Source organism: Streptococcus porcinus (genome assembly GCF_900475415.1).
Lineage (GTDB): Bacteria > Bacillota > Bacilli > Lactobacillales > Streptococcaceae > Streptococcus > Streptococcus porcinus.
In genome coordinates this window covers 1,039,093-1,057,402 of record NZ_LS483388.1, presented here as the reverse complement: position 1 = coordinate 1,057,402, position 18,310 = coordinate 1,039,093, and the positions used below count along the sequence as shown (strand labels likewise).

Here is an 18,310-nt window from a genome sequence, read left to right as displayed (position 1 = left end):
GGGAAACAGTCGTCCTCTCTCTTTTTTGATTACTTAACTATATCCTCTCATCTCTAAAGGGACATTGTTTTGCTAAAAAGCTTAGTTTTATTAAAATGTTACTTTGTTTAGTTTTATTTAAGAAAATTTAATTATTTTTATTTATAATCAATCTAAAAAAGGAAAACAAAGCCTATTTAATGCTTTAAGCTTTTGAGGGACTTATAGGTTTGATTATTTAAAAGTAAGAAATCAATTTTGTAGCCCTTTAATATTGAATTCAAAGGACGTTTATTACTAAAGGAAGATAACATTATGCTAAAAAAATTCATGAGTCATCTAGGGCTTTCCTGGCTAACCATACTATTTATTCTCCCCTTCCCCTTTTTATATACTTTAAACAACGGATTAAGAAAACTACATGTTCATAGTAGTCTTGGAATATTGTTAGGCGCCTTAGCTTATGTATGGATGCTAACGGCAATCTATATTGCTACTAAACCTAAATGGATAGATCGGTGGGTGGGACTTCCCAGTGCTTACCTGATCCACGGTATAGTAGCTCTTTTGGCGCTTTTTTTATCCTTTTTTCATAAAGAATTAGATTCGTCGCAAGGATTGATTAAGTGGACTGGAGATTTTGCTTTTATTATTTTCTTAGGATTATCAGCTTATTCTTTGATATTTATGGCTGGCTGGTTAACAACTCGTATTGTTCTATTACAAAACATCAAATTTTTCTTAGAAAAACTGTTTAAGCATGAACTTTCAGTATGGTTACACCGACTCAATGTAGTAGCAGTGGTATTCATTTTTATCCATATCCAATTAGTTCACTATATTGTTAACATTTACCCCTTTGTAATTCTGATTTGGTTTTACACTATCTTTGTATTATGCTCATATATGTGGTTTCATTTTAAGCCTAATGCTCACGGAATTAGAGCCAATTTACTGTTCAATCATGAAATTGCTCCAAATACTAGAGAGCTAGTGATTCAACTTCCCCCAAATTCTAGTTTGAAGTTTCGACCAGGTGATTTTGCTTTTATTTCTTTTCCGGATGTTTTTCAAATGGCAGAGCCCCATCCTTTTTCTTTAGCCAGGGCACCGGGGAAAAATGGTAAATTATTTTTTGCTATCCGAGGTGATGGCGACTTTACCAAACAATTGGCTCTTATTCCAAACAATTCACTAGTTCGTATCGATGGTGACTTTGGTAAATACCAATCTATCATTAATCTTTTTAAACCTAAGCAATTAATTATTATAGGTGGAGGTATAGGAGTAGTTCCTTTATTTTCAGTGGCAGAGGGGAATCCTGATATCTCAGTTAACTTTTTTTACACAGTCAAAAGCCAAGAGGAATTGATTTATAAAGAGAAACTCTTAGACCTGCAGAGACGTCCCAATACTAATGTTTATTACCAAGTTGGTCGCTTTAGCGAGGAGCACATCTTAGGATATTTACCTCAACATACTAAAAACTGTGTTTTTCTTATAGGTGGTCCTGTCAGTATGGGCAGATACTGGCAAAAGGTAATTCAAGCTAGGGGTGTTAATCCTGAACGAATCTACTATGAAGAATTTTCTTGGTAATATAAAAAGAGCTTTAATTTTTTGAGGAAAGCTCTTTTTATATTGCTATTTTCTCTATTTAGCTTTTAAACTTCCAAGGGCATAAAATTAGCAATGATTTTACCAATAATACGTGGATTTTCATCGAAAGGAGCGAACTTATCTGAATATTTTTTATTTAGAGAAACCAGCCGTAAACCGTTCTCTTCTCGATAGACCTTTTTTATATAAGTCTGTCCATCCCATTCAACAGCATAGATTGCTCCATCATAGTCAAAACCTTCTTGTTTTATAAGAACAACTTCACCATTAAGGTAAGTCGGTTCCATAGAATCTCCAAAAACCCAAGAAGCAAAATCATAGTCCAATTGCTCATCGTAGAAGACTTCGTCATAGTTTCCATCACCAAAATAAGAAAAGCCACCACCTGCAGAAAGACTCTCGTAGACACGATAACGATAAAGTTTCTTTTTAGGAGTAGATATAGCAATGACTTTACTTTGCTTTGCTAACAACGTCTGAGAAAAGGTCACTACCTTTTTTTGGTTATCGCTATTCAGCTGTTTATAAGGTATGAGGATAGTAGAGTAAGAATTGAAATAATCTTCTGAAACTCGAAAAATAGCAACTAATTGTGCTAGGTGTTTCTGATTAGGATTATTTTTGCCTTGCTCCCAATTAGAAATAGTCATTTTACTGACCCCTATTTGATCACTGAGATTTTCTTGACTCATCTTTTCTTTTTGACGGATAGCTTTTAATTGTTTTCCTGAAAACATACTCATGACTCCTTTAGTAAAGTTATAACTTTACTAAAGAGTATAGCAGATATTTTTCCATGTGACAAGTTTTTTTACAGTCAAAAATGAGTATATTTTGACAATTTCACTAATTAGTCGTATGATGAAAATAACTTATTTTCGTGAATTTTTCATCATATTTATGGAAAAGTTTGTGAATATGCAAATAAATGACAGGAGTCCATTATGCTAACTATTGCTTACATTGGAAATGGAAAAAGCGCTAACCGTTATCACATGCCCTTCTCAACCCAATTGAAAGATATTAAAATAAAAACGATTTATTCTCCAACCCCAAGTCCTTGGGAACCCCTTCCTGGAGTTCTTTATACAAATAAAATTGAAAATGTCTTAGAAGACCCAGAGATTCAATTAGTTGTCCTTTCAGTTCCTCCTTCAGCCCATTACAGTCTTGCCAAACAATGCTTACTAGCTGGCAAAAATACTTTAGTGGAAAAACCATTTACAGAGACAGCCGCTGAAGCTAAAGAATTATTTAAGCTTGCCAAAGAAAGAGGACTTTTTGTTCAGGCTTATCAAAATCGCCGTTTTGACTCAGATTTCTTAACTGTTCAAAAAGTTATTGATAGCGGTGTTTTAGGAGATATTCTCGAGGTAGAAATGCATTTTGATTATTTCCGTCCAGAAATTCCAGAAAGTACAAAGGAATATTCGATTAATACAAGTTATCTTTATGGGCATGCTTGCCATACCATCGATCAAGTCCTTTCTTACTTTGGTATGCCAGAATCTGTTCATTATGACGTTCGTCAATTGTTAGGTAAAGGTCGTATGAATGATTACTTTGACTTGGACTTTTACTACGGTCCTAAAAAAGTGTCCATTAAATCAAGTTATTTCCGTATTAAGGAACGGCCAAGTTTTGTCGTTTATGGTAAAAAAGGGATGTTTGTCAAAGAAAGTAAAGACCGACAAGAAGATGATTTAAAGCGTTTCTATATGCCTACTAATCCCGACTTTGGCATGGATAGCCCTGAGCACTATGGTACCCTTACTTATATTGATGATCAAGGTCTCTATCATGAAGAGAAGGTAATCTCAGAAGTGGGGAATTATGCTCGTATGTATCAAGCTGTCCATGATAGTATTATTCACGGTAAAGAAAAAATTGTCAAAGACGAAGAAACTATTCGTCAAATTGAAATAATCGAAGAAGGTATTCGTCACATGAATAAAGGCTAATAGCTAAAAAGTTTCTACTCAGTTTATTGATATAATAGAAGCAGAAAATTTGGAGATAAAAATGCAATATGATGTTAGTTCTGTTGACCAGTATCTAAGTGCTCTGCCAGAAGATCGGCGACAAGTAATTAATAAACTTAGACAGGTTATTAAAGGTAATTTACCCGACACATATGAAGAGAAATTACAGTATCAAATGATCGCCTATGTAGTTCCCAGAAGGTTTCTTCCAAATGGCTACCATTGTAATCCAGAAGATAACCTATCTTTTATCACTATTGGATCACAAAAAAATCATGTTGCCATTTACCACAATGGTATTTACATGTTTGAGTCTGTTAGAAATTGGTTTTTGCAAGAATATCCCAAACATCTGAAAACGAAGCCTGATATTGGTAAATCTTGTATCCGTTTTAAAAATATAAAAACGATTCCTTATGATTTAATTGCTGAGCTTTGTCAACAAATCAGACAAGAAGAATTCATTGCTACCTATCAACAAACGACTAAGACATAACTGGATAATAGAGCAAGCTTGTTTTTTAAAAATACTAGCTTTAAAAATAAAGAATATCTTAAAGGAGAAAACCATGTTCACTGATACATTTTTAGAAGTACTCAAGTACGAAGGTCCAGTTTCCATTACTTCTTGGGGGAAAGGAGACCCCCACGTTACTTGTACTTGGAATAGTTATTTAGTTCTTAAAAAAGACAATATTATCCTCATTCCTGCAGCAGGAATGAGAAGTACTGAAGAAGATATTGCCATTAATAATCAGCTAATTCTAACCCTAGCTGCGCGCGATGTTGAAGGATTCAATGGTTATCAAGGGACGGGATTTAGAATCAGCGGTAACGCAAGCTTTATCACAGAAGGTCCATACTTTGAAGAAATGAAGGAAAAATCCCCTTTTATTAGGAGTGTTTTACAAGTTGATGTTATTACTCTTAAACAATTGCTTTGAGCCCAAAGAACTAGAAAAAGAACGGTAGGAAAGACTCCTCTACCGTTCTTTTTCTAGTTCTTTGGATAAAGTTAATTTACGGATATAGTGTCCCATATAGTCGGATCGGAAGTAAATAGCATAAAGACTATTTAAGATGAAGAGTATAGATTCTTCAGTTGAGAAATTAGCAATTTTTCTATGTTTATCTTCACGAGTACAAATTGTAAAGAAGGCATCCGAATTGTCTTTAAGATAAGTGCCAAAGTGACTAGATAGACCAACGATAAAAATACCCCGCTCTTTTAATAGTGGCAGGTGTTTTAAGGTCTCGCTTGATTCAGAAGTTCCAGAGTAGGAGATAAGAATTGCTACATCGCCTTTTTTTAGAGAAGCTGTCATTAAACCAAACTCGCTAGTGCAAGCTACCTCAACTATTTTTCCTAGTGTCAACATTTTACGACGAAATAATTGAGCAATGTAATCGTTGGGACTTAGACCAAAAACAATGATACGTCCAGCTTTCCCTAATTCTTGCCCTACTCTTTCTAAAGCTTCAGTAGACATCTTATCGGCCGTATCTTGAATACTTTCTTTCGCAATAGTAGCAATTTTTTGAATGATTGCCTGGCTAGAGTCTTCTTCTTGGAAAGGAAGATTATGGTCAATGTCTGAATAGTGGGCGTCAGAATAAAAACGCTCAGATAAAAGAGCTGGTAGAAAATCGGTCCATCCTTTGTAACCTAAAGCTTGGGCAAAGCGAACAATACTAGACTTAGAACTATAGCTAAGTTTAGCTAGGTCATCAAGACTAATTCGCTCTATTTCCCCTAAATGTTCAATGATTGTCTGAGCTATGATAGCTTTGGAAGATTGCTCATTTTTAGCCCAAAAGCTAATTTTTTCTAACATAGAATCGACCTCTCTTTAAGATATTTTAGTCTCAATAGTACAAAGACTTAAAAGTGAAACCGCATACCAAGTGTATCGAAAAATCCCTCATTTGTCTAGAAACAGTCTTAAGCCTAACTACCGTAAATTTAATTACCATCTAAGTTGACGGCTATATCACTGTCAACTTAGATGATGATAGTAATAGATATGCTAAAGAGAGGAACTTTGATAAGAGTAATAGAGTAAGTAATGCTTTTTTCTTGACTTGTCACAACTCTTATGGCATTATAAAGATATAAGTTAATTAGAATAAATCTAATTAAGAAAACTAGAAGGAGGAACTCACAATGACATTTGACTATAAGGATCACGGCAAAGAAAAGTATATCGTCAACATTGAAGATTATACCAAAGAAAATGAAAACTATCGGACAACTATTTGGACTGGTGAAAAACTTCAAGTTACTTTAATGGCTATCCAACCAGGTGATGATATTGGTCTTGAAGTCCATAAGGGTATTGATCAATTCTTACGTATTGAAGAAGGTAAGGGTCTATGTCAAATGGGTGATGCCAAAGACAACTTAACTTTTAAACAAGAAGTTTCAGATGATGATGTGATTCTGGTGCCCGCTGACACTTGGCATAATGTCACTAATATAGGTGACGAACCTCTGAAAATCTATTCAATCTACGCCGGCCCTGATCATGTGCCTGGAACTATTCATAAAACACATGAGGACGCTAAAAACGACCCAAATGAAGATTGATATTAAATCATATGCAATTGATAGGTTTAAAAATATACCTTGACTGGTCTCTAACTAGTCAAGGTTTTTAATATTAAATTGGTGATTATTTTCTCATCTTTGCAGGGAAATTTTCCCTCAATAATACAAAGTCATGATATACTTAAAAGAAGGATATCATAAAAAGGGCAATTTTCCAGACCCCCTTAAAGCTTTTAAAAGATTTCTGCCGAGCCCAAAATCTATCCTATTACAATCTTATTTTAGGAAATTTAATATTAATGACAACAGATAAATACAATAAACGTGTACTAGAGGTTGCGACGCTAGCTGGGATGACCATGCTTGAAGCAAATGCTGAATGTTATCGCGTTGAGAATACTGTATCTCGCATTTTACAGGTTAGCCATCAACCGATAACAGAAGTTTTTGCTAATACAACTGGCCTCTTTATTACCTTAGATGGTCCAGACTTAGATGAGCCAATAACCTTCATTAAACGTATTACACGAAGGGATACAAATCTCCGAAAAATCCACATTGTTAATCAAATTTCTAGAGATCTGACCAGTGGAAAAATGTCAATTGAAGATGCCTATGCAAAACTCCAGCATGTTGATGGAAAAAATTATTCTCCAAAGCTTATTTCTTATTCAACCTTGTTATTAGTATTATCCTTTGCCATTTTGCTTGGGGGACAAACAACCGAAATTTTACTTTCGCTAGTAGCAGCTGTTTTACTGTTATTTTCTTACAGGTTAAAGGATTTTTTCCAACTTAACGATTTTATTTTCGGGACAGTAGCAACCTTAATCGTAGCCACTCTTATTCCACTTATTATTCATTGGTTAGGAAAAAGCAATAGTTCCTTTGATATTGTTGTTATATCAGTACTAATGCCTCTATTTCCAGGAACAGCATTCACAAATGGCTTTAGAGACTCTTTCAAAGGAGATTATGGGGCAGGTGTTTCAAAAATTGTAGAAGCCTTAATCATTGCTATTAGTTTAGGAGTGGGAGTAGCATTGGGACTCTTTATTGCGAAAGGAATTTTGTCATGGCTATAATTTTACAAATTATAGGGGCTTATGTGGCGACTATAACATCCGGTATTATTTTGGAAATCCCACGTCATCTTGTTTTTCAAACAGGATTCATTGGAGCTTCAGGCTATACTGTTTATTTACTTACCTTACCCTATTCCGATAATGCTTTAGCAACCCTATGTGGTGGCCTAGTAATCGCCTTCTTATCACAACTGGCAGCAAGATTCTTAAAGTCTCCAGTAACAGTTTTCTATATTCCAAGTTATTTCCCATTAGTCCCAGGAGCCGGGGTCTATAAAATTGCTTATTTTTATATCCAAGGAAATAGTCATCTTGCTGGGAAAAACTTTATTGAATCTATGTTGGTTTCAGGAGCAATTGCATTATCTGTTTTCTTAGTTGATTCATTCCTAGAAATCTACAATACTTTAAAATCTAAACGTTTAAAAAATAATTAATCAAGACATAACGACAAGTATTTTAATTGCTGTGTCTTGATTGCTTAGGCTAATGGTTGGGAATAAGATCTCATAACATCTAATATCTTTCCGAAAAATTGTAATTTTCTTGAAAAATATGCAAGAGTATGCTATGCTTCTATTGTAAGGAATTCTTATAAAATCTAGAAAATAATACAATAAATGAGGTTATCAAAACAATGAGACGTGAACTGCTTTTAGAAAAAATTGAAGAATACAAAGCAATAATGCCCTGGTTTGTATTAGAATATTATCAATCGAAATTGTCCGTGCCATATAGTTTTACAACCTTATATGAATATCTTAAGGAATATAAACGCTTTTTCGATTGGTTACTGGACTCTGGTATCTCAAATGTACCTAAAATTGCTGATATTGAACTCCATACTCTAGAACAGTTAACCAAAAAAGATATGGAAGCATTTGTCCTCTACTTGCGAGAAAGACCTTCACTTAATACTTACTCAACTAAAGAAGGCGTTTCACAGACAACTATTAACAGAACGTTATCGGCACTATCTTCACTTTTTAAGTACCTAACTGAAGAGGTCGAAAACGATCAAGGAGAACCCTATTTTTACCGTAATGTGATGAAAAAAGTTGCTACCAAAAAGAAAAAGGAAACTTTAGCATCCAGAGCTGAAAATATCAAGCAAAAGCTTTTTCTAGGTGAAGAAACCATGGAGTTCCTCGAATATATAGATTATGGATATGAAAACAATCTATCTAATCGGGCCAAATCATCTTTCCGAAAAAATAAGGAACGCGATTTAGCTATTATCGCCCTACTACTCGCTTCAGGTATCCGTCTATCAGAAGCGGTAAACTTGGATCTAAAAGATGTTAACCTTAAGATGATGGTTATTGAAGTGACAAGAAAAGGTGGTAAAAGAGACTCCGTAAACGTTGCTAGTTTCGCTAAGGCGTATTTAGAAGCCTATTTAGAGATTCGCAAAAAACGTTACAAGGCTGAAAAACAGGACCAAGCCTTCTTTTTAACAGAATATCGAGGAATTCCTAACCGTATCGACGCCTCAAGTATCGAAAAAATGGTAGCAAAATATTCACAAAACTTCAAAATTCGTGTCACTCCCCATAAATTAAGGCATACGCTGGCAACCAGATTATATGATGCTACAAAATCTCAAGTACTTGTCAGTCATCAACTGGGGCATGCCTCTACACAAGTTACTGACCTATATACCCATATTGTCAATGACGAACAAAAGAATGCCTTAGATAAACTTTAAGATAACATAATTATAGTTATGTAAATAAATAATAAAGACTGACTCCCCATATATTTTTGAGGAGTCAGTCTTTATTAAAAAATGCGAAGATGACCAAAATCTTCTGCTAAAAATCAATTGATGTTCCAACACCTTTCTCCAGTGCTCTTTCAACAATTCGTTGAGCTGTAACAACATCAAATACAGCAGAACCTACACTTTTAAATACCGTGATGTCGCTTTTACTTTGTCGACCCAAAATTCTTCCCAATAACAATTCACCCAACTCACCTGAATAATCTGTAGGAGTGAGTAGGCCTTCGTTGATAGGAGCTTGAATATCTCCCGCTTCTGCTAAGACAGCATCTGTGGTATCAAATAAAACGGTATTTGCTCTAATCAGTAATTCTTTAGGAAGTTCAAACATCTCCGGTGTATAAGCGCCAATACCGTTAATATGGGTACCTGGACCAATATCATTAGCGTCAAAAGTATTATTTTTAGATGTTGTAACAGTTGTTACAATATCAGAATTCGCAACAACTTCTTTAGCAGAGTCAACAGCATACACACTCGTGTGAAAGGTATCTCTAATATCATTCGTTAATTTTTCAGCAAATACCACTGCTCGATTATAATCAATATCAAATACTTTTAATTCATCCAATTTACGAGCAGTCATCATTGCAAGAGCTTGCTGATAAGCCTGCCCTCCAGTTCCGATGAGTCCAGCTATCTTAGCTTCTTTGTTTGCTAATTCTTCTGTAGCAGCCCCTTGAATGGCAGCAGTCCGTAATTGAGTCAGATAAGTTCCATCCAGAACTGCTGAGACAATTCCTGTTTGAGGATCAAGTGTTACCATGGTAGCAGGGACTGAAGGTAACCCTTTGTTAATATTATCAGGATAAACAGAGACAATCTTAACTCCTAATGATTTCTCCATACCACTGGTAACTGCTGGCATGTAAAGACTTTGCCCATTATAATCTGTCACCTCTAGATTCGTCCTCAATGGGACAATTGAATGTCCCTCGGTGTAAATCTTGCTGGCTTCTTTAGCTACTTTGATTGCTTCAGCCATTGAAAAACACTGTTCCATATCATTTTTACTTAAAATTAACATACAACTCCTCCTCACTCACTTTTCAGCATGCCATAAGCACTATAAAGTAGAATAAATGCAACAAACCATTGAAGAACAGATACATTTAAACTTGTTACAAGAAATACAGCACAAAGAACACCTAAAACACCAAAAGTGGAGGTAAATAATGTGATTTTACGACTGTATTCGCCTGACTTAACAAATTGTAAACTACCTACCGGTACTGAAAATGTTGCTGATCCCATCATAATAGGGAAGGCTACCGCAGGGTTTAAGCCCAGTAAATAGACCGTAATCATTGTTAATGCATAAGAGCCAATGCCGATATTATTTAAAGCTCCAAAAACTGCAAGGGATACTGCTGCAACGACGAGTTTTATACCTGTCAATGCAGTGGCAGTTCCGCCACCTGGAAGAAGGCCAAATTTACCTCCAAAGATAATGAGGGCAGCAATAATCATACCGATTCCAATTGAATATTTTAGCTGTTTAGCTGGCAACTGAACAGCAATTTTAGCACCAAAATAAGAACCAACCATCTGACTTAGAATACACACAATCAAAGTCATGATGGAAACCTTAATACTGGTGATATAGGCTAAAGCCATAACTGCTACCGGTATTGTGCACTGTGTGTTTAAAGTGCCTGGCAGTTTTTTAACACTTGTCCAATTTAGCTTAGGATAAAGACTAGTACTGATGGCAAAGTCAGAAATTCCAAGCGTTGATAAAAAGAAAATAATCAAACTGCTGATGGGTAAGATGCTCGTTTTTGCCGGTTCGGCCATAACTTCCCTTTTATGAGAAATTAAATCTTTAACAAAAATAAATCCAAAATAAAAGTTGATTGAAATAATAAGAAAAAGTAAGATGTTTTTAAAAGACATGATGGTATTCTCCATTAAAATTAGAAAATTTTTCGTATACCTTCAAAGTCGTTTCCATAAGCTTGAGACAGTTTATCTCCATGTTCTTGTATAATTTTCAATGTATAAGCATCATGTTTCACATATTCTTTAGCCAAGATTAACATAGCTAGATTATGAGTCCAAATAACATCACAGTTATGTTCCAAAGTACCAAAAAGAACAATACTATCATCACTGATAAGATTAATCCAAGAACCTCCCATATCTTTGATTTTTTCATTTTCAAATCCATGAGTATAAAAACGCTTAAAAGGAAGGGAATAATGACCACCTTTACTAAATAAAATACAAACGAAAACTTGTAATCGGGCCTCTGCTTGTGTTAGAGCTTGAATAATAGCAGGACTTAAGCTGTCCTCCCAGATTTGGATATAGAGACTTTCTTTAGCGTGTTCAATAATATACAAGATTTTATGTTGCACTGCCTCCATATTCTCAAGTTGCCATAATAAAGCATCATTTTCCTTTGACTTTATATTAGATAAGTGATGATCCAAATAGTGGATATCTTCAAAAGTAGTCTGTTTAAGCATGCTAACAAACTCTTCTGTTGAAATGGCAGAGTAAATTTTTGGTTCACTTTTATTAACTAATACGACACCCTTTTTTACTAAAGTTTCCAAATAATTATAAACTTTAGATCTAGGGACACCAGACTTCTTACTCACTTCATACCCAGTCATTGACCCATTTTCGACCAAACTCAGGTAAATTTTAGTTTCAGATTCTGTATAGCCGAATTGTTTCATTTTATCAACCAGCATAATTTCTCCTTCTCTATTTATAGTAGCTACTTACAGTAACTACTATATTCTCGGAAAATCGTTTTGTCAATAGATTTTGTGATTTTTTTATCAATATGTGTCAAAAAATGATATTTAGGATCACGGAGATCTAAAAAAGAGGATTCTATTTACGAATCCTCTTTTTTAATTGTTTGAAATTCAAGTACAAGTTACAAGGCTTTTAAATTTTTTTCCGCAGGAGAAATCTTGACATTAGTGCCCTTATCAATTCTGCTATCAATCTTAATATCGAGATTTAATTGACTGAGAATATTTTTAGTCATAAAAAGACCCAAACCTGTAGCTTTTTGGTGTTCATGACCATTATAGCCTGTAAACCCTTCTTCAAAAAGACGTGGTAAATCTTCTTTTAGTATTCCAATACCACTATCGGATATTTTAATACCGTCCCTTAAATAAATTCGAATCTGACCTCTCTGATAGGAATATTTAATAGCATTATCAATCACTTGAAGTAATGCAAAACGTAACCATTTTTTATCTGATACAACTTGCCATTCACCGGTCAATTTAATACTTATTTCCTTAGTAAAGCAAATAGGGCTCATCTCTTTTAAAATACTTTTAACAATATCACTAACCTCAATGACCTCAAAACGGAAATCGTCTTTGTTTTGGGTAAATTTAAAATAACTTAGCAATTGGTTTAAATAATTTTCAAGATAGAGGAGCTGGTTCTGTAAATCATGAGGAGTAACTTGGTTCGTTTGAACCATTAAGGAGAGGGCTGAGAGAGGAATTTTCATTTGGTGTGACCAAATTTTGATAATTGCAGCTAGTTCTTCTTGTTTTTTCTTTTCTTGGCGCAAACTCTCATATTGGGTTGACATAAGATTGCTGATTAATTTATTATAAGCTTTTTCACTCGGTTTCTTTAACTCGTCGAGTTCTGTTACATAAATAAATTCTTGTAATATTTGTATTTTCTTTCGAAATTGGACATAAGTTAGAATAGTTATAATCCATACTACACTTACAGAAATCAGACTAGCAGTAAAAAAGTAAATAAATGGTAAATGATAGAGATAAAAAACCAGTAAATATAGGCCTATTAATAGTAAAAATTGCACATACCAAATTCTGTATTCTTTTAGAAATAATCGAATCATTGCAATAAATATCCTACTCCCCTCACCGTATGAATATAATTAAAATCAATATCTGTCAGTTTTTTTCGTAACCGAGTCATATTAACATTCAAAGTATTTTGATCAATAAATTGGTCACTTTCCCACAAAGCCTTTAAAATCTTTTCTTTACTAACAATTGTTTCTTGATTAGTCAATAATAAAGAGAGAATCTTATGTTCAGTCGGTGATAGAAAAATTTTCCAATCATTCTTAGTTAATGATCCATCAAAATGCAACTGATATCCCTTATAAGAGAGGCTATCTGTCGCGAATTGGTTTACTCTTCGTAAAAAGGCGGTGATTTTAGCATCTAATATGGTTAAAGAAAATGGTTTAGTAATATAGTCATCTCCTCCCATGTTTAATGCCATAACAGCATCCATCTCATCGTTTGAGCTAGAAATAAAGATAATAGGCGTCGTCAAGTATTTACGAATCTCTGTCGTCCAATAAAAACCATTAAAAAAGGGCAAAGTAATATCCATTAGAATTAAATCTGGTTTGTAGCTTAAAATTTCCTCTTTGATGTCTCGAAAATTGCTGACGCTCAGTACTTGATAATCTTTTTGTAAATGGGATGTTAAAAGTGAGACAATAGTAGTGTCATCTTCCACAATATAAATTTTTGCAAGGTTTTTCATAACTTTATTTTACCAAAAAAGTAGCGAAATTTCGCTACTTCTTCTATCTCTCTATGATATTGTAGTATGTTCGACTCGTTAAACGATAAATTATGAAGTAAAGCCAGATAATAATAATAATCGTTATAGCACTAACCATGTAAATCATCGGATTATTGGTCACACCAAAAAGGAGCAGCATCTGTTTTAACATGACAAGAGCCACAGCGAAATGGAGTACAGCAAAAGCAATTGGTGTAAAAAAGACTAAAAACAGTTGAGAATTGATTGTTTGTTTGACTTGTTTGGTACTCATTCCCACTTCTTGAAGAATCTTATAAGCTTTCTGATCAAGATGACCTTCAGTAAATTGTTTGTAGTATATAATCAAAGCCGCTCCAAGTATAAAGCTTAAACCTAAGATAAAGCCGGTAAAAAGGAAACTACCAAAAATAGCATAAAATTCTTTTTTAAATTGAGTTCTTTCCTCCAAATGTCCCACATATTGGCCTTTAAAGCTTAAAACACCTTTCTTATCCAAGACTTTTGAGATTTCCTTTTTCGACAAGTCTCCCATCACAACATAACTAGGCTCAACAGGGTACTTAGGAAATTGATTGTAAAGCTTAAGGATCCTATCCAATACTAACTGATCCTTTACTACAATAACAGAAGGATTATAGGTATTTACAGCTTCTGGGTGGGAAACTGATTTGAGATTTTCTTTAACGTCAAAGGATTGTCCTAGTAGGGTAATTTTTTGGAAGCGACTGTCACCCTTTTGTTTGTAAAAGAGAATCTGGCCTTGTGCAAGGTCGGGACCTTTGTTGCCAAGTGCTTTAAAATCATCAGCCGTAATGAGGTAAGAATAAGATAAGTTACCATAATTAGGATTTTTAAGATCGGCCTCTGTAACTGTCATCTCTGTACCACTCCCTAATGGGAGCGTAATCATAGCACTAGTATAACGAGTAAACTCCTTGGCTTGACGATTTAAAGGCTTTAAAAATGCCTGATCGAAATTCTTTTGTAATTCTTTTTCATTTTTACCTATAATACTTATTTTAGTGTTTTTAGGAAAAATCATTTTAGTTTGATATTCTATATTACTATATAAAGCCGTTGTCGTAGCTATTGCAATAAAAGCCATTACTGCTAGCAAGGTAATATTTGCAAGACCAACAGCATTTTGCTTCATTCGGAAAATCATTTGTGATGTTGAAACGAAGTGTTCTGGTTTATAAAAATAAGCTTTCTGATTTTTCTTATACTTTAGATACCATGTCATAAATGAAATATAGAAGAGATAAGTTCCAACGATGACAAAAAGCACAGCAATAAAGAAGCGAAATAATACTGCAAGAGCTGCTAATTTGGTAGAGGTAATTGAAATGTAATAACCGATACTAATTGCTATAATAGCTAAACTAGCTAATATGACATTTCCCCTAGGCTCTTTTTCACCTTGCTCTTGATCTCTAAAGAGCATTAATGGCGAAGTTTTTCTAATTTTTACCAGACCCATTAGCGTAAGTACTACAGAAATTAAAGCAAAAATCAAACTTGTTATCGCAAAAGCACTACCATTGACTTGCAATTGTAGCTGATTGTAATGGATTAAATTGACAAAGACAAGGTAAAAAAGGTGTGAAAAAATAAAAGAAGCAAAACATCCGATGGCCACAATGGCTAAATACATTATCCATAATTCAAAGCTTAGCACTAATCCTATTTGTTTCTTATTCATACCTAGAATATTGTAGAGTCCAAATTCACGACTTCTTTGTTTTAGTAGAAAATTGTAACTATAAATTTCCATGATTGTAGCAAATATAGTCAAGATAATTGCTGCTAATCCTAAAAGGATTTTTCCGTTTTGCATATTTCGAGACAGAGGACTAGTCATGATAATGGTCACAATATTATTTAACATAAATAGGACCGTACTGGCCAATAAAAATGGAGCCACTACTACTTTTGATTTGTTGAGATTATTCCAAGCTAACTTGAGGTAAAACATGTCACTCACCTCCTAACAAACCAGTCATGGCTAAGGAAATATCTTTACTAAATTGTGCATTACTTTTTTCACCACGATACATTTGATGGAAAATACGCCCATCTTTAATAAAAAGCACTCGTTTAGCATGACTAGCCGCAGTCGCTGAATGAGTAACCATTAAGATTGTCTGTCCATCCATATTAATATCTTCAAAAAGATCCAATAAATCCTCTGAATTACGATAGTCTAAAGCAGCTGTGGGTTCATCCGCTAAAAGTAATTTAGGATTAGTGATTAAACTTCTTGCAATGGCTACCCTTTGCTTTTGCCCTCCTGAAATTTCAAAAGGTCGTTTATCTAATAATTCTTCTATGCGAAGTTTTGGAGCAATCTGGTCTAAACGCTGACTCATTTCTTTATAGGGTTTTCGATCTAGAACCAAAGGTAGAAAAATATTATCTCTAATTGACAGGGTATCTAAGAGGTTGAATTCTTGGAAAACAAATCCTAAATTATGTAAACGAAAGTGAGCTAAGTGGTTTTCTTTTATTTTAGTAATATCTTCGCCATTTAGCAAAACTGCTCCACTGGTTGGTTTTTCTAAAGTAGCTAAAATATTTAATAGCGTTGTTTTCCCTGAACCAGACTCGCCCATAATTGCAATAAACTCACCATTATCAATTTTAAAATCGATATCTTGTAGAGCTCTCGTCTCTTCTTTTGAAAATCGTGTACGAAAAACTTTTTCCAAATGTTGTATATCTAATAGCATAGCTTTTTACTCCTTGTATCATTATATCTTTTTTTAAAAGGGGTGTACCTTATTTCTCTTTTATTATAACCTTTGTAAAACCCAGTTATACTTACAAGCTGTGCCTGAAAACTTACAATTTTGTAAGTTTCTTTGACTGAAAAAAGACCACCTTCTGCTATAATAGAGTTAAGAAAAATTCGAGGAGAAGTGATCTATGGCTAAAAAAATTAAACTATCGTTAGGAAGAATAGCCAAGGTGATGTCTATTATCCCAGACACGACTGAATTAATTGGTAAAGGGATTGACAATAGTCGTCCAATCATCGAAAAATATATGGATCACAGACATCAGAAGCAAGAAAGTCTGCGAAAACTTGATAATGTCATCAATATGCCTGTCGAAGAAGCGCGAAAATATCTAGAAACACAAGGATTTGTAGTCGCTACTATACCAGCTCGTCCAAATAAAAAATGGTTAAGCTCATCTTTAGATGAAGTCGTTGCAATGTCTCCAAAATCTGGTCAACATCCTCTTGGAAGCCTTATAAAACTCTACTACGTTACTTACGATGTTTTAGAAAAAAGTCAAGAAATTCTTGATCAAGAGAATCTTCGTATTGTTGAAAGAAACCAAAAAATAGCTACTATCTTTGATAGTCTAAAGCATGCCAAGTTTCCTTTTTATAAAAAATAGGTTTTGGAATATTTCCAAAACCTATTTTTTTAGTGTGCTAGAAAAGTTTCTAACTCTCGAAGTGATCTTGCAGCAATTGCTTCATAACGTTCTTTTTTGTCTCTAATCCGTGGACCTTCCAGTTCTTTAATGATACCAAAATTAACATTCATGGGTTGAAAATGTTTACTATCAGCATGAGTTACATAATGTGGTAAAGATCCAATGGCTGTTGTTTCTGGGAAGATAACTTCTGCTTCTCCCTTGAATTTCTTCGCGGCATTAATACCCGCAACAAGACCAGAAGCTGCTGACTCCACATATCCCTCTACTCCCGTCATTTGACCAGCGAAGAAAAGGTTGTCATTGGCGCGTGATTGGAAAGTTTGTTTGAGTAAGTTTGGAGAATCCATATAAGAGTTACGATGCATGACTCCATAACGAACAAATTCTGCATTTTCAAGACCAGGAATCATTTGGAAGACACGTTTTTGTTCGCCCCACTTCAAGTGTGTTTGGAAACCGACCATATTATAGAGACTTCCAGCAACATTATCCTGACGCAATTGTACAACTGCATAGGGTGTTTTAAACTCCCCATCACGTGGTCCGGTATAGTCTTTTGGATACTCTAATCCAACGGGTTTCATTGGTCCATATAACATTGTTTTAATCCCACGTTTCGCCATCACCTCAATTGGCATACATCCTTCAAAATACTTTTCTTTTTCGAACGAGTTAAGTGGTGCTTCTTCTGCTGTTGTTAAAGCTTCATGGAAAGCCATAAATTCTTCTTTGGTCATCGGACAGTTAAGGTAAGCAGCTTCACCTTTATCATAACGAGACTTGAGGTAGACTTTATCCATGTTAATGGTTGATTTATCAATAATTGGTGCTGCGGCATCATAGAAATAAAAACCATCGCCACCATTTAAGGCATGAATTTTTTCAGCCAAAGCATCTGATGTTAGAGGACCTGTTGCAATAACTGTAATAGCATCATTAGGTATTTCCGTGATTTCACCACGGATAACCTCGATGAGAGGATGGTTCACCAACTCAGCAGTAACAGCTTCTGCATAGCCAATGCGGTCAACTGCCATAGCACCACCTGCTGGAACGCGATGTGCTTCTCCAGCACGCATAATAATGGAATCTAGACGGCGCATCTCTTCCTTCAACAGTCCTACCGCATTGGTAAGGCTATCACCACGAAAAGAATTCGAACAAACCAATTCAGCAAAGTTATCTGTTTTATGTTGAGGGGTTTGTTTAACACCTCGCATTTCGTAGAGCTTTACAGGAATACCACGCTTAGCAATTTGGTAGGCGGCCTCTGAGCCAGCTAAACCTGCTCCAATAACGTTAATATAAGATTGAGACAATAGAC

19 protein-coding genes are annotated in these 18,310 nt (G+C 34.7%); 9 read left to right on the top strand and 10 right to left on the bottom strand.

Going from position 1 to position 18,310, the window contains the following annotated elements:
• Positions 1-294 precede the first annotated feature (294 nt).
• Positions 295-1,578: an iron reductase gene (locus DQM45_RS05330; RefSeq protein ID WP_003084446.1), complete on the top strand. Its 1,284-nt coding sequence runs from the start codon at positions 295-297 to the stop codon at positions 1,576-1,578.
• Positions 1,579-1,643: 65 nt separating this feature from the next.
• Here DQM45_RS05330 and DQM45_RS05325 read toward each other — a convergent pair whose 3' ends face one another.
• A complete protein-coding gene (locus tag DQM45_RS05325; RefSeq protein WP_003085701.1) occupies positions 1,644-2,336 on the bottom strand; it encodes a LexA family transcriptional regulator in 693 nt (230 codons plus the stop codon).
• Between the two features lie 207 nt (positions 2,337-2,543).
• Between DQM45_RS05325 and DQM45_RS05320 the strand changes: the two genes are divergently transcribed.
• From DQM45_RS05320 to DQM45_RS05310, 3 genes are all read left to right on the top strand, one after another.
• Positions 2,544-3,560, top strand: a complete 1,017-nt coding sequence (locus DQM45_RS05320; protein ID WP_003083935.1) for a Gfo/Idh/MocA family oxidoreductase — start codon at positions 2,544-2,546, stop codon at positions 3,558-3,560.
• Positions 3,561-3,621: 61 nt separating this feature from the next.
• Complete coding sequence (locus tag DQM45_RS05315; protein WP_003083486.1) at positions 3,622-4,077, top strand: DUF1801 domain-containing protein; 456 nt, start codon at positions 3,622-3,624, stop codon at positions 4,075-4,077.
• Positions 4,078-4,150: 73 nt separating this feature from the next.
• A complete protein-coding gene (locus tag DQM45_RS05310; RefSeq protein ID WP_003083069.1) occupies positions 4,151-4,525 on the top strand; it encodes a pyridoxamine 5'-phosphate oxidase family protein in 375 nt (124 codons plus the stop codon).
• 39 nt (positions 4,526-4,564) lie between these two features.
• On the opposite strand, the gene DQM45_RS05305 is transcribed toward DQM45_RS05310, so the two are convergent.
• Complete coding sequence (locus DQM45_RS05305; RefSeq protein ID WP_003085584.1) at positions 4,565-5,416, bottom strand: MurR/RpiR family transcriptional regulator; 852 nt, start codon at positions 5,414-5,416, stop codon at positions 4,565-4,567.
• Between the two features lie 329 nt (positions 5,417-5,745).
• On the opposite strand from DQM45_RS05305, the gene DQM45_RS05300 reads away from it, so the two are divergent.
• The 4 genes from DQM45_RS05300 to xerS all read left to right on the top strand — a co-directional run bounded on the left by DQM45_RS05300 (position 5,746) and on the right by xerS (position 8,922).
• Complete coding sequence (locus tag DQM45_RS05300) at positions 5,746-6,168, top strand: cupin domain-containing protein (RefSeq protein ID WP_003083484.1); 423 nt, start codon at positions 5,746-5,748, stop codon at positions 6,166-6,168.
• Positions 6,169-6,428: 260 nt separating this feature from the next.
• Entirely contained in the window at positions 6,429-7,214 is a 786-nt protein-coding gene (locus tag DQM45_RS05295; RefSeq protein WP_003084632.1) for a threonine/serine exporter family protein, read from the top strand.
• Positions 7,205-7,651 carry a threonine/serine exporter family protein gene (locus DQM45_RS05290; protein ID WP_003083142.1) on the top strand — a complete coding sequence of 149 codons (447 nt, stop codon included), beginning with the start codon at positions 7,205-7,207 and terminating at the stop codon, positions 7,649-7,651. Before DQM45_RS05295 ends, DQM45_RS05290 begins: the two co-directional genes overlap by 10 nt.
• Before the next feature lie 200 nt (positions 7,652-7,851).
• Positions 7,852-8,922 (top strand): tyrosine recombinase XerS, encoded by a 1,071-nt coding sequence (xerS, locus tag DQM45_RS05285; protein ID WP_003084127.1) that lies wholly within the window; start codon positions 7,852-7,854, stop codon positions 8,920-8,922.
• Between the two features lie 106 nt (positions 8,923-9,028).
• On the opposite strand, the gene DQM45_RS05280 is transcribed toward xerS, so the two are convergent.
• The 7 genes from DQM45_RS05280 to DQM45_RS05250 form a co-directional block, all read right to left on the bottom strand.
• Positions 9,029-10,024, bottom strand: coding sequence for an ornithine cyclodeaminase (locus DQM45_RS05280; RefSeq protein ID WP_003084236.1), 996 nt, complete (start codon positions 10,022-10,024; stop codon positions 9,029-9,031).
• 11 nt (positions 10,025-10,035) lie between these two features.
• Entirely contained in the window at positions 10,036-10,893 is an 858-nt protein-coding gene (locus DQM45_RS05275) for a sulfite exporter TauE/SafE family protein (protein ID WP_003084226.1), read from the bottom strand.
• Between the two features lie 20 nt (positions 10,894-10,913).
• Positions 10,914-11,699: a TrmB family transcriptional regulator gene (locus tag DQM45_RS05270; protein ID WP_003085312.1), complete on the bottom strand. Its 786-nt coding sequence runs from the start codon at positions 11,697-11,699 to the stop codon at positions 10,914-10,916.
• A 191-nt stretch (positions 11,700-11,890) separates the two neighbouring features.
• Complete coding sequence (locus DQM45_RS05265) at positions 11,891-12,850, bottom strand: sensor histidine kinase (RefSeq protein ID WP_003083726.1); 960 nt, start codon at positions 12,848-12,850, stop codon at positions 11,891-11,893.
• The gene (locus DQM45_RS05260) at positions 12,847-13,512 is read right to left on the bottom strand and encodes a response regulator transcription factor (protein ID WP_003083161.1); all 666 of its coding nucleotides are present in this window, start codon (positions 13,510-13,512) and stop codon (positions 12,847-12,849) included. Before DQM45_RS05260 ends, DQM45_RS05265 begins: the two co-directional genes overlap by 4 nt.
• A 43-nt stretch (positions 13,513-13,555) precedes the next feature.
• On the bottom strand, positions 13,556-15,511 hold the full coding sequence (locus tag DQM45_RS05255) for an FtsX-like permease family protein (protein ID WP_003082986.1): 1,956 nt from the start codon (positions 15,509-15,511) through the stop codon (positions 13,556-13,558).
• Position 15,512: 1 nt separating this feature from the next.
• Complete coding sequence (locus DQM45_RS05250) at positions 15,513-16,265, bottom strand: ABC transporter ATP-binding protein (protein ID WP_003083603.1); 753 nt, start codon at positions 16,263-16,265, stop codon at positions 15,513-15,515.
• Between the two features lie 196 nt (positions 16,266-16,461).
• On the opposite strand from DQM45_RS05250, the gene DQM45_RS05245 reads away from it, so the two are divergent.
• The gene (locus DQM45_RS05245) at positions 16,462-16,941 is read left to right on the top strand and encodes a PASTA domain-containing protein (RefSeq protein WP_003085291.1); all 480 of its coding nucleotides are present in this window, start codon (positions 16,462-16,464) and stop codon (positions 16,939-16,941) included.
• A 29-nt stretch (positions 16,942-16,970) separates the two neighbouring features.
• Here DQM45_RS05245 and trmFO read toward each other — a convergent pair whose 3' ends face one another.
• On the bottom strand, positions 16,971-18,305 hold the full coding sequence (gene trmFO / locus DQM45_RS05240; protein WP_003083978.1) for a methylenetetrahydrofolate--tRNA-(uracil(54)-C(5))-methyltransferase (FADH(2)-oxidizing) TrmFO: 1,335 nt from the start codon (positions 18,303-18,305) through the stop codon (positions 16,971-16,973).
• Positions 18,306-18,310: the final 5 nt, after the last annotated feature.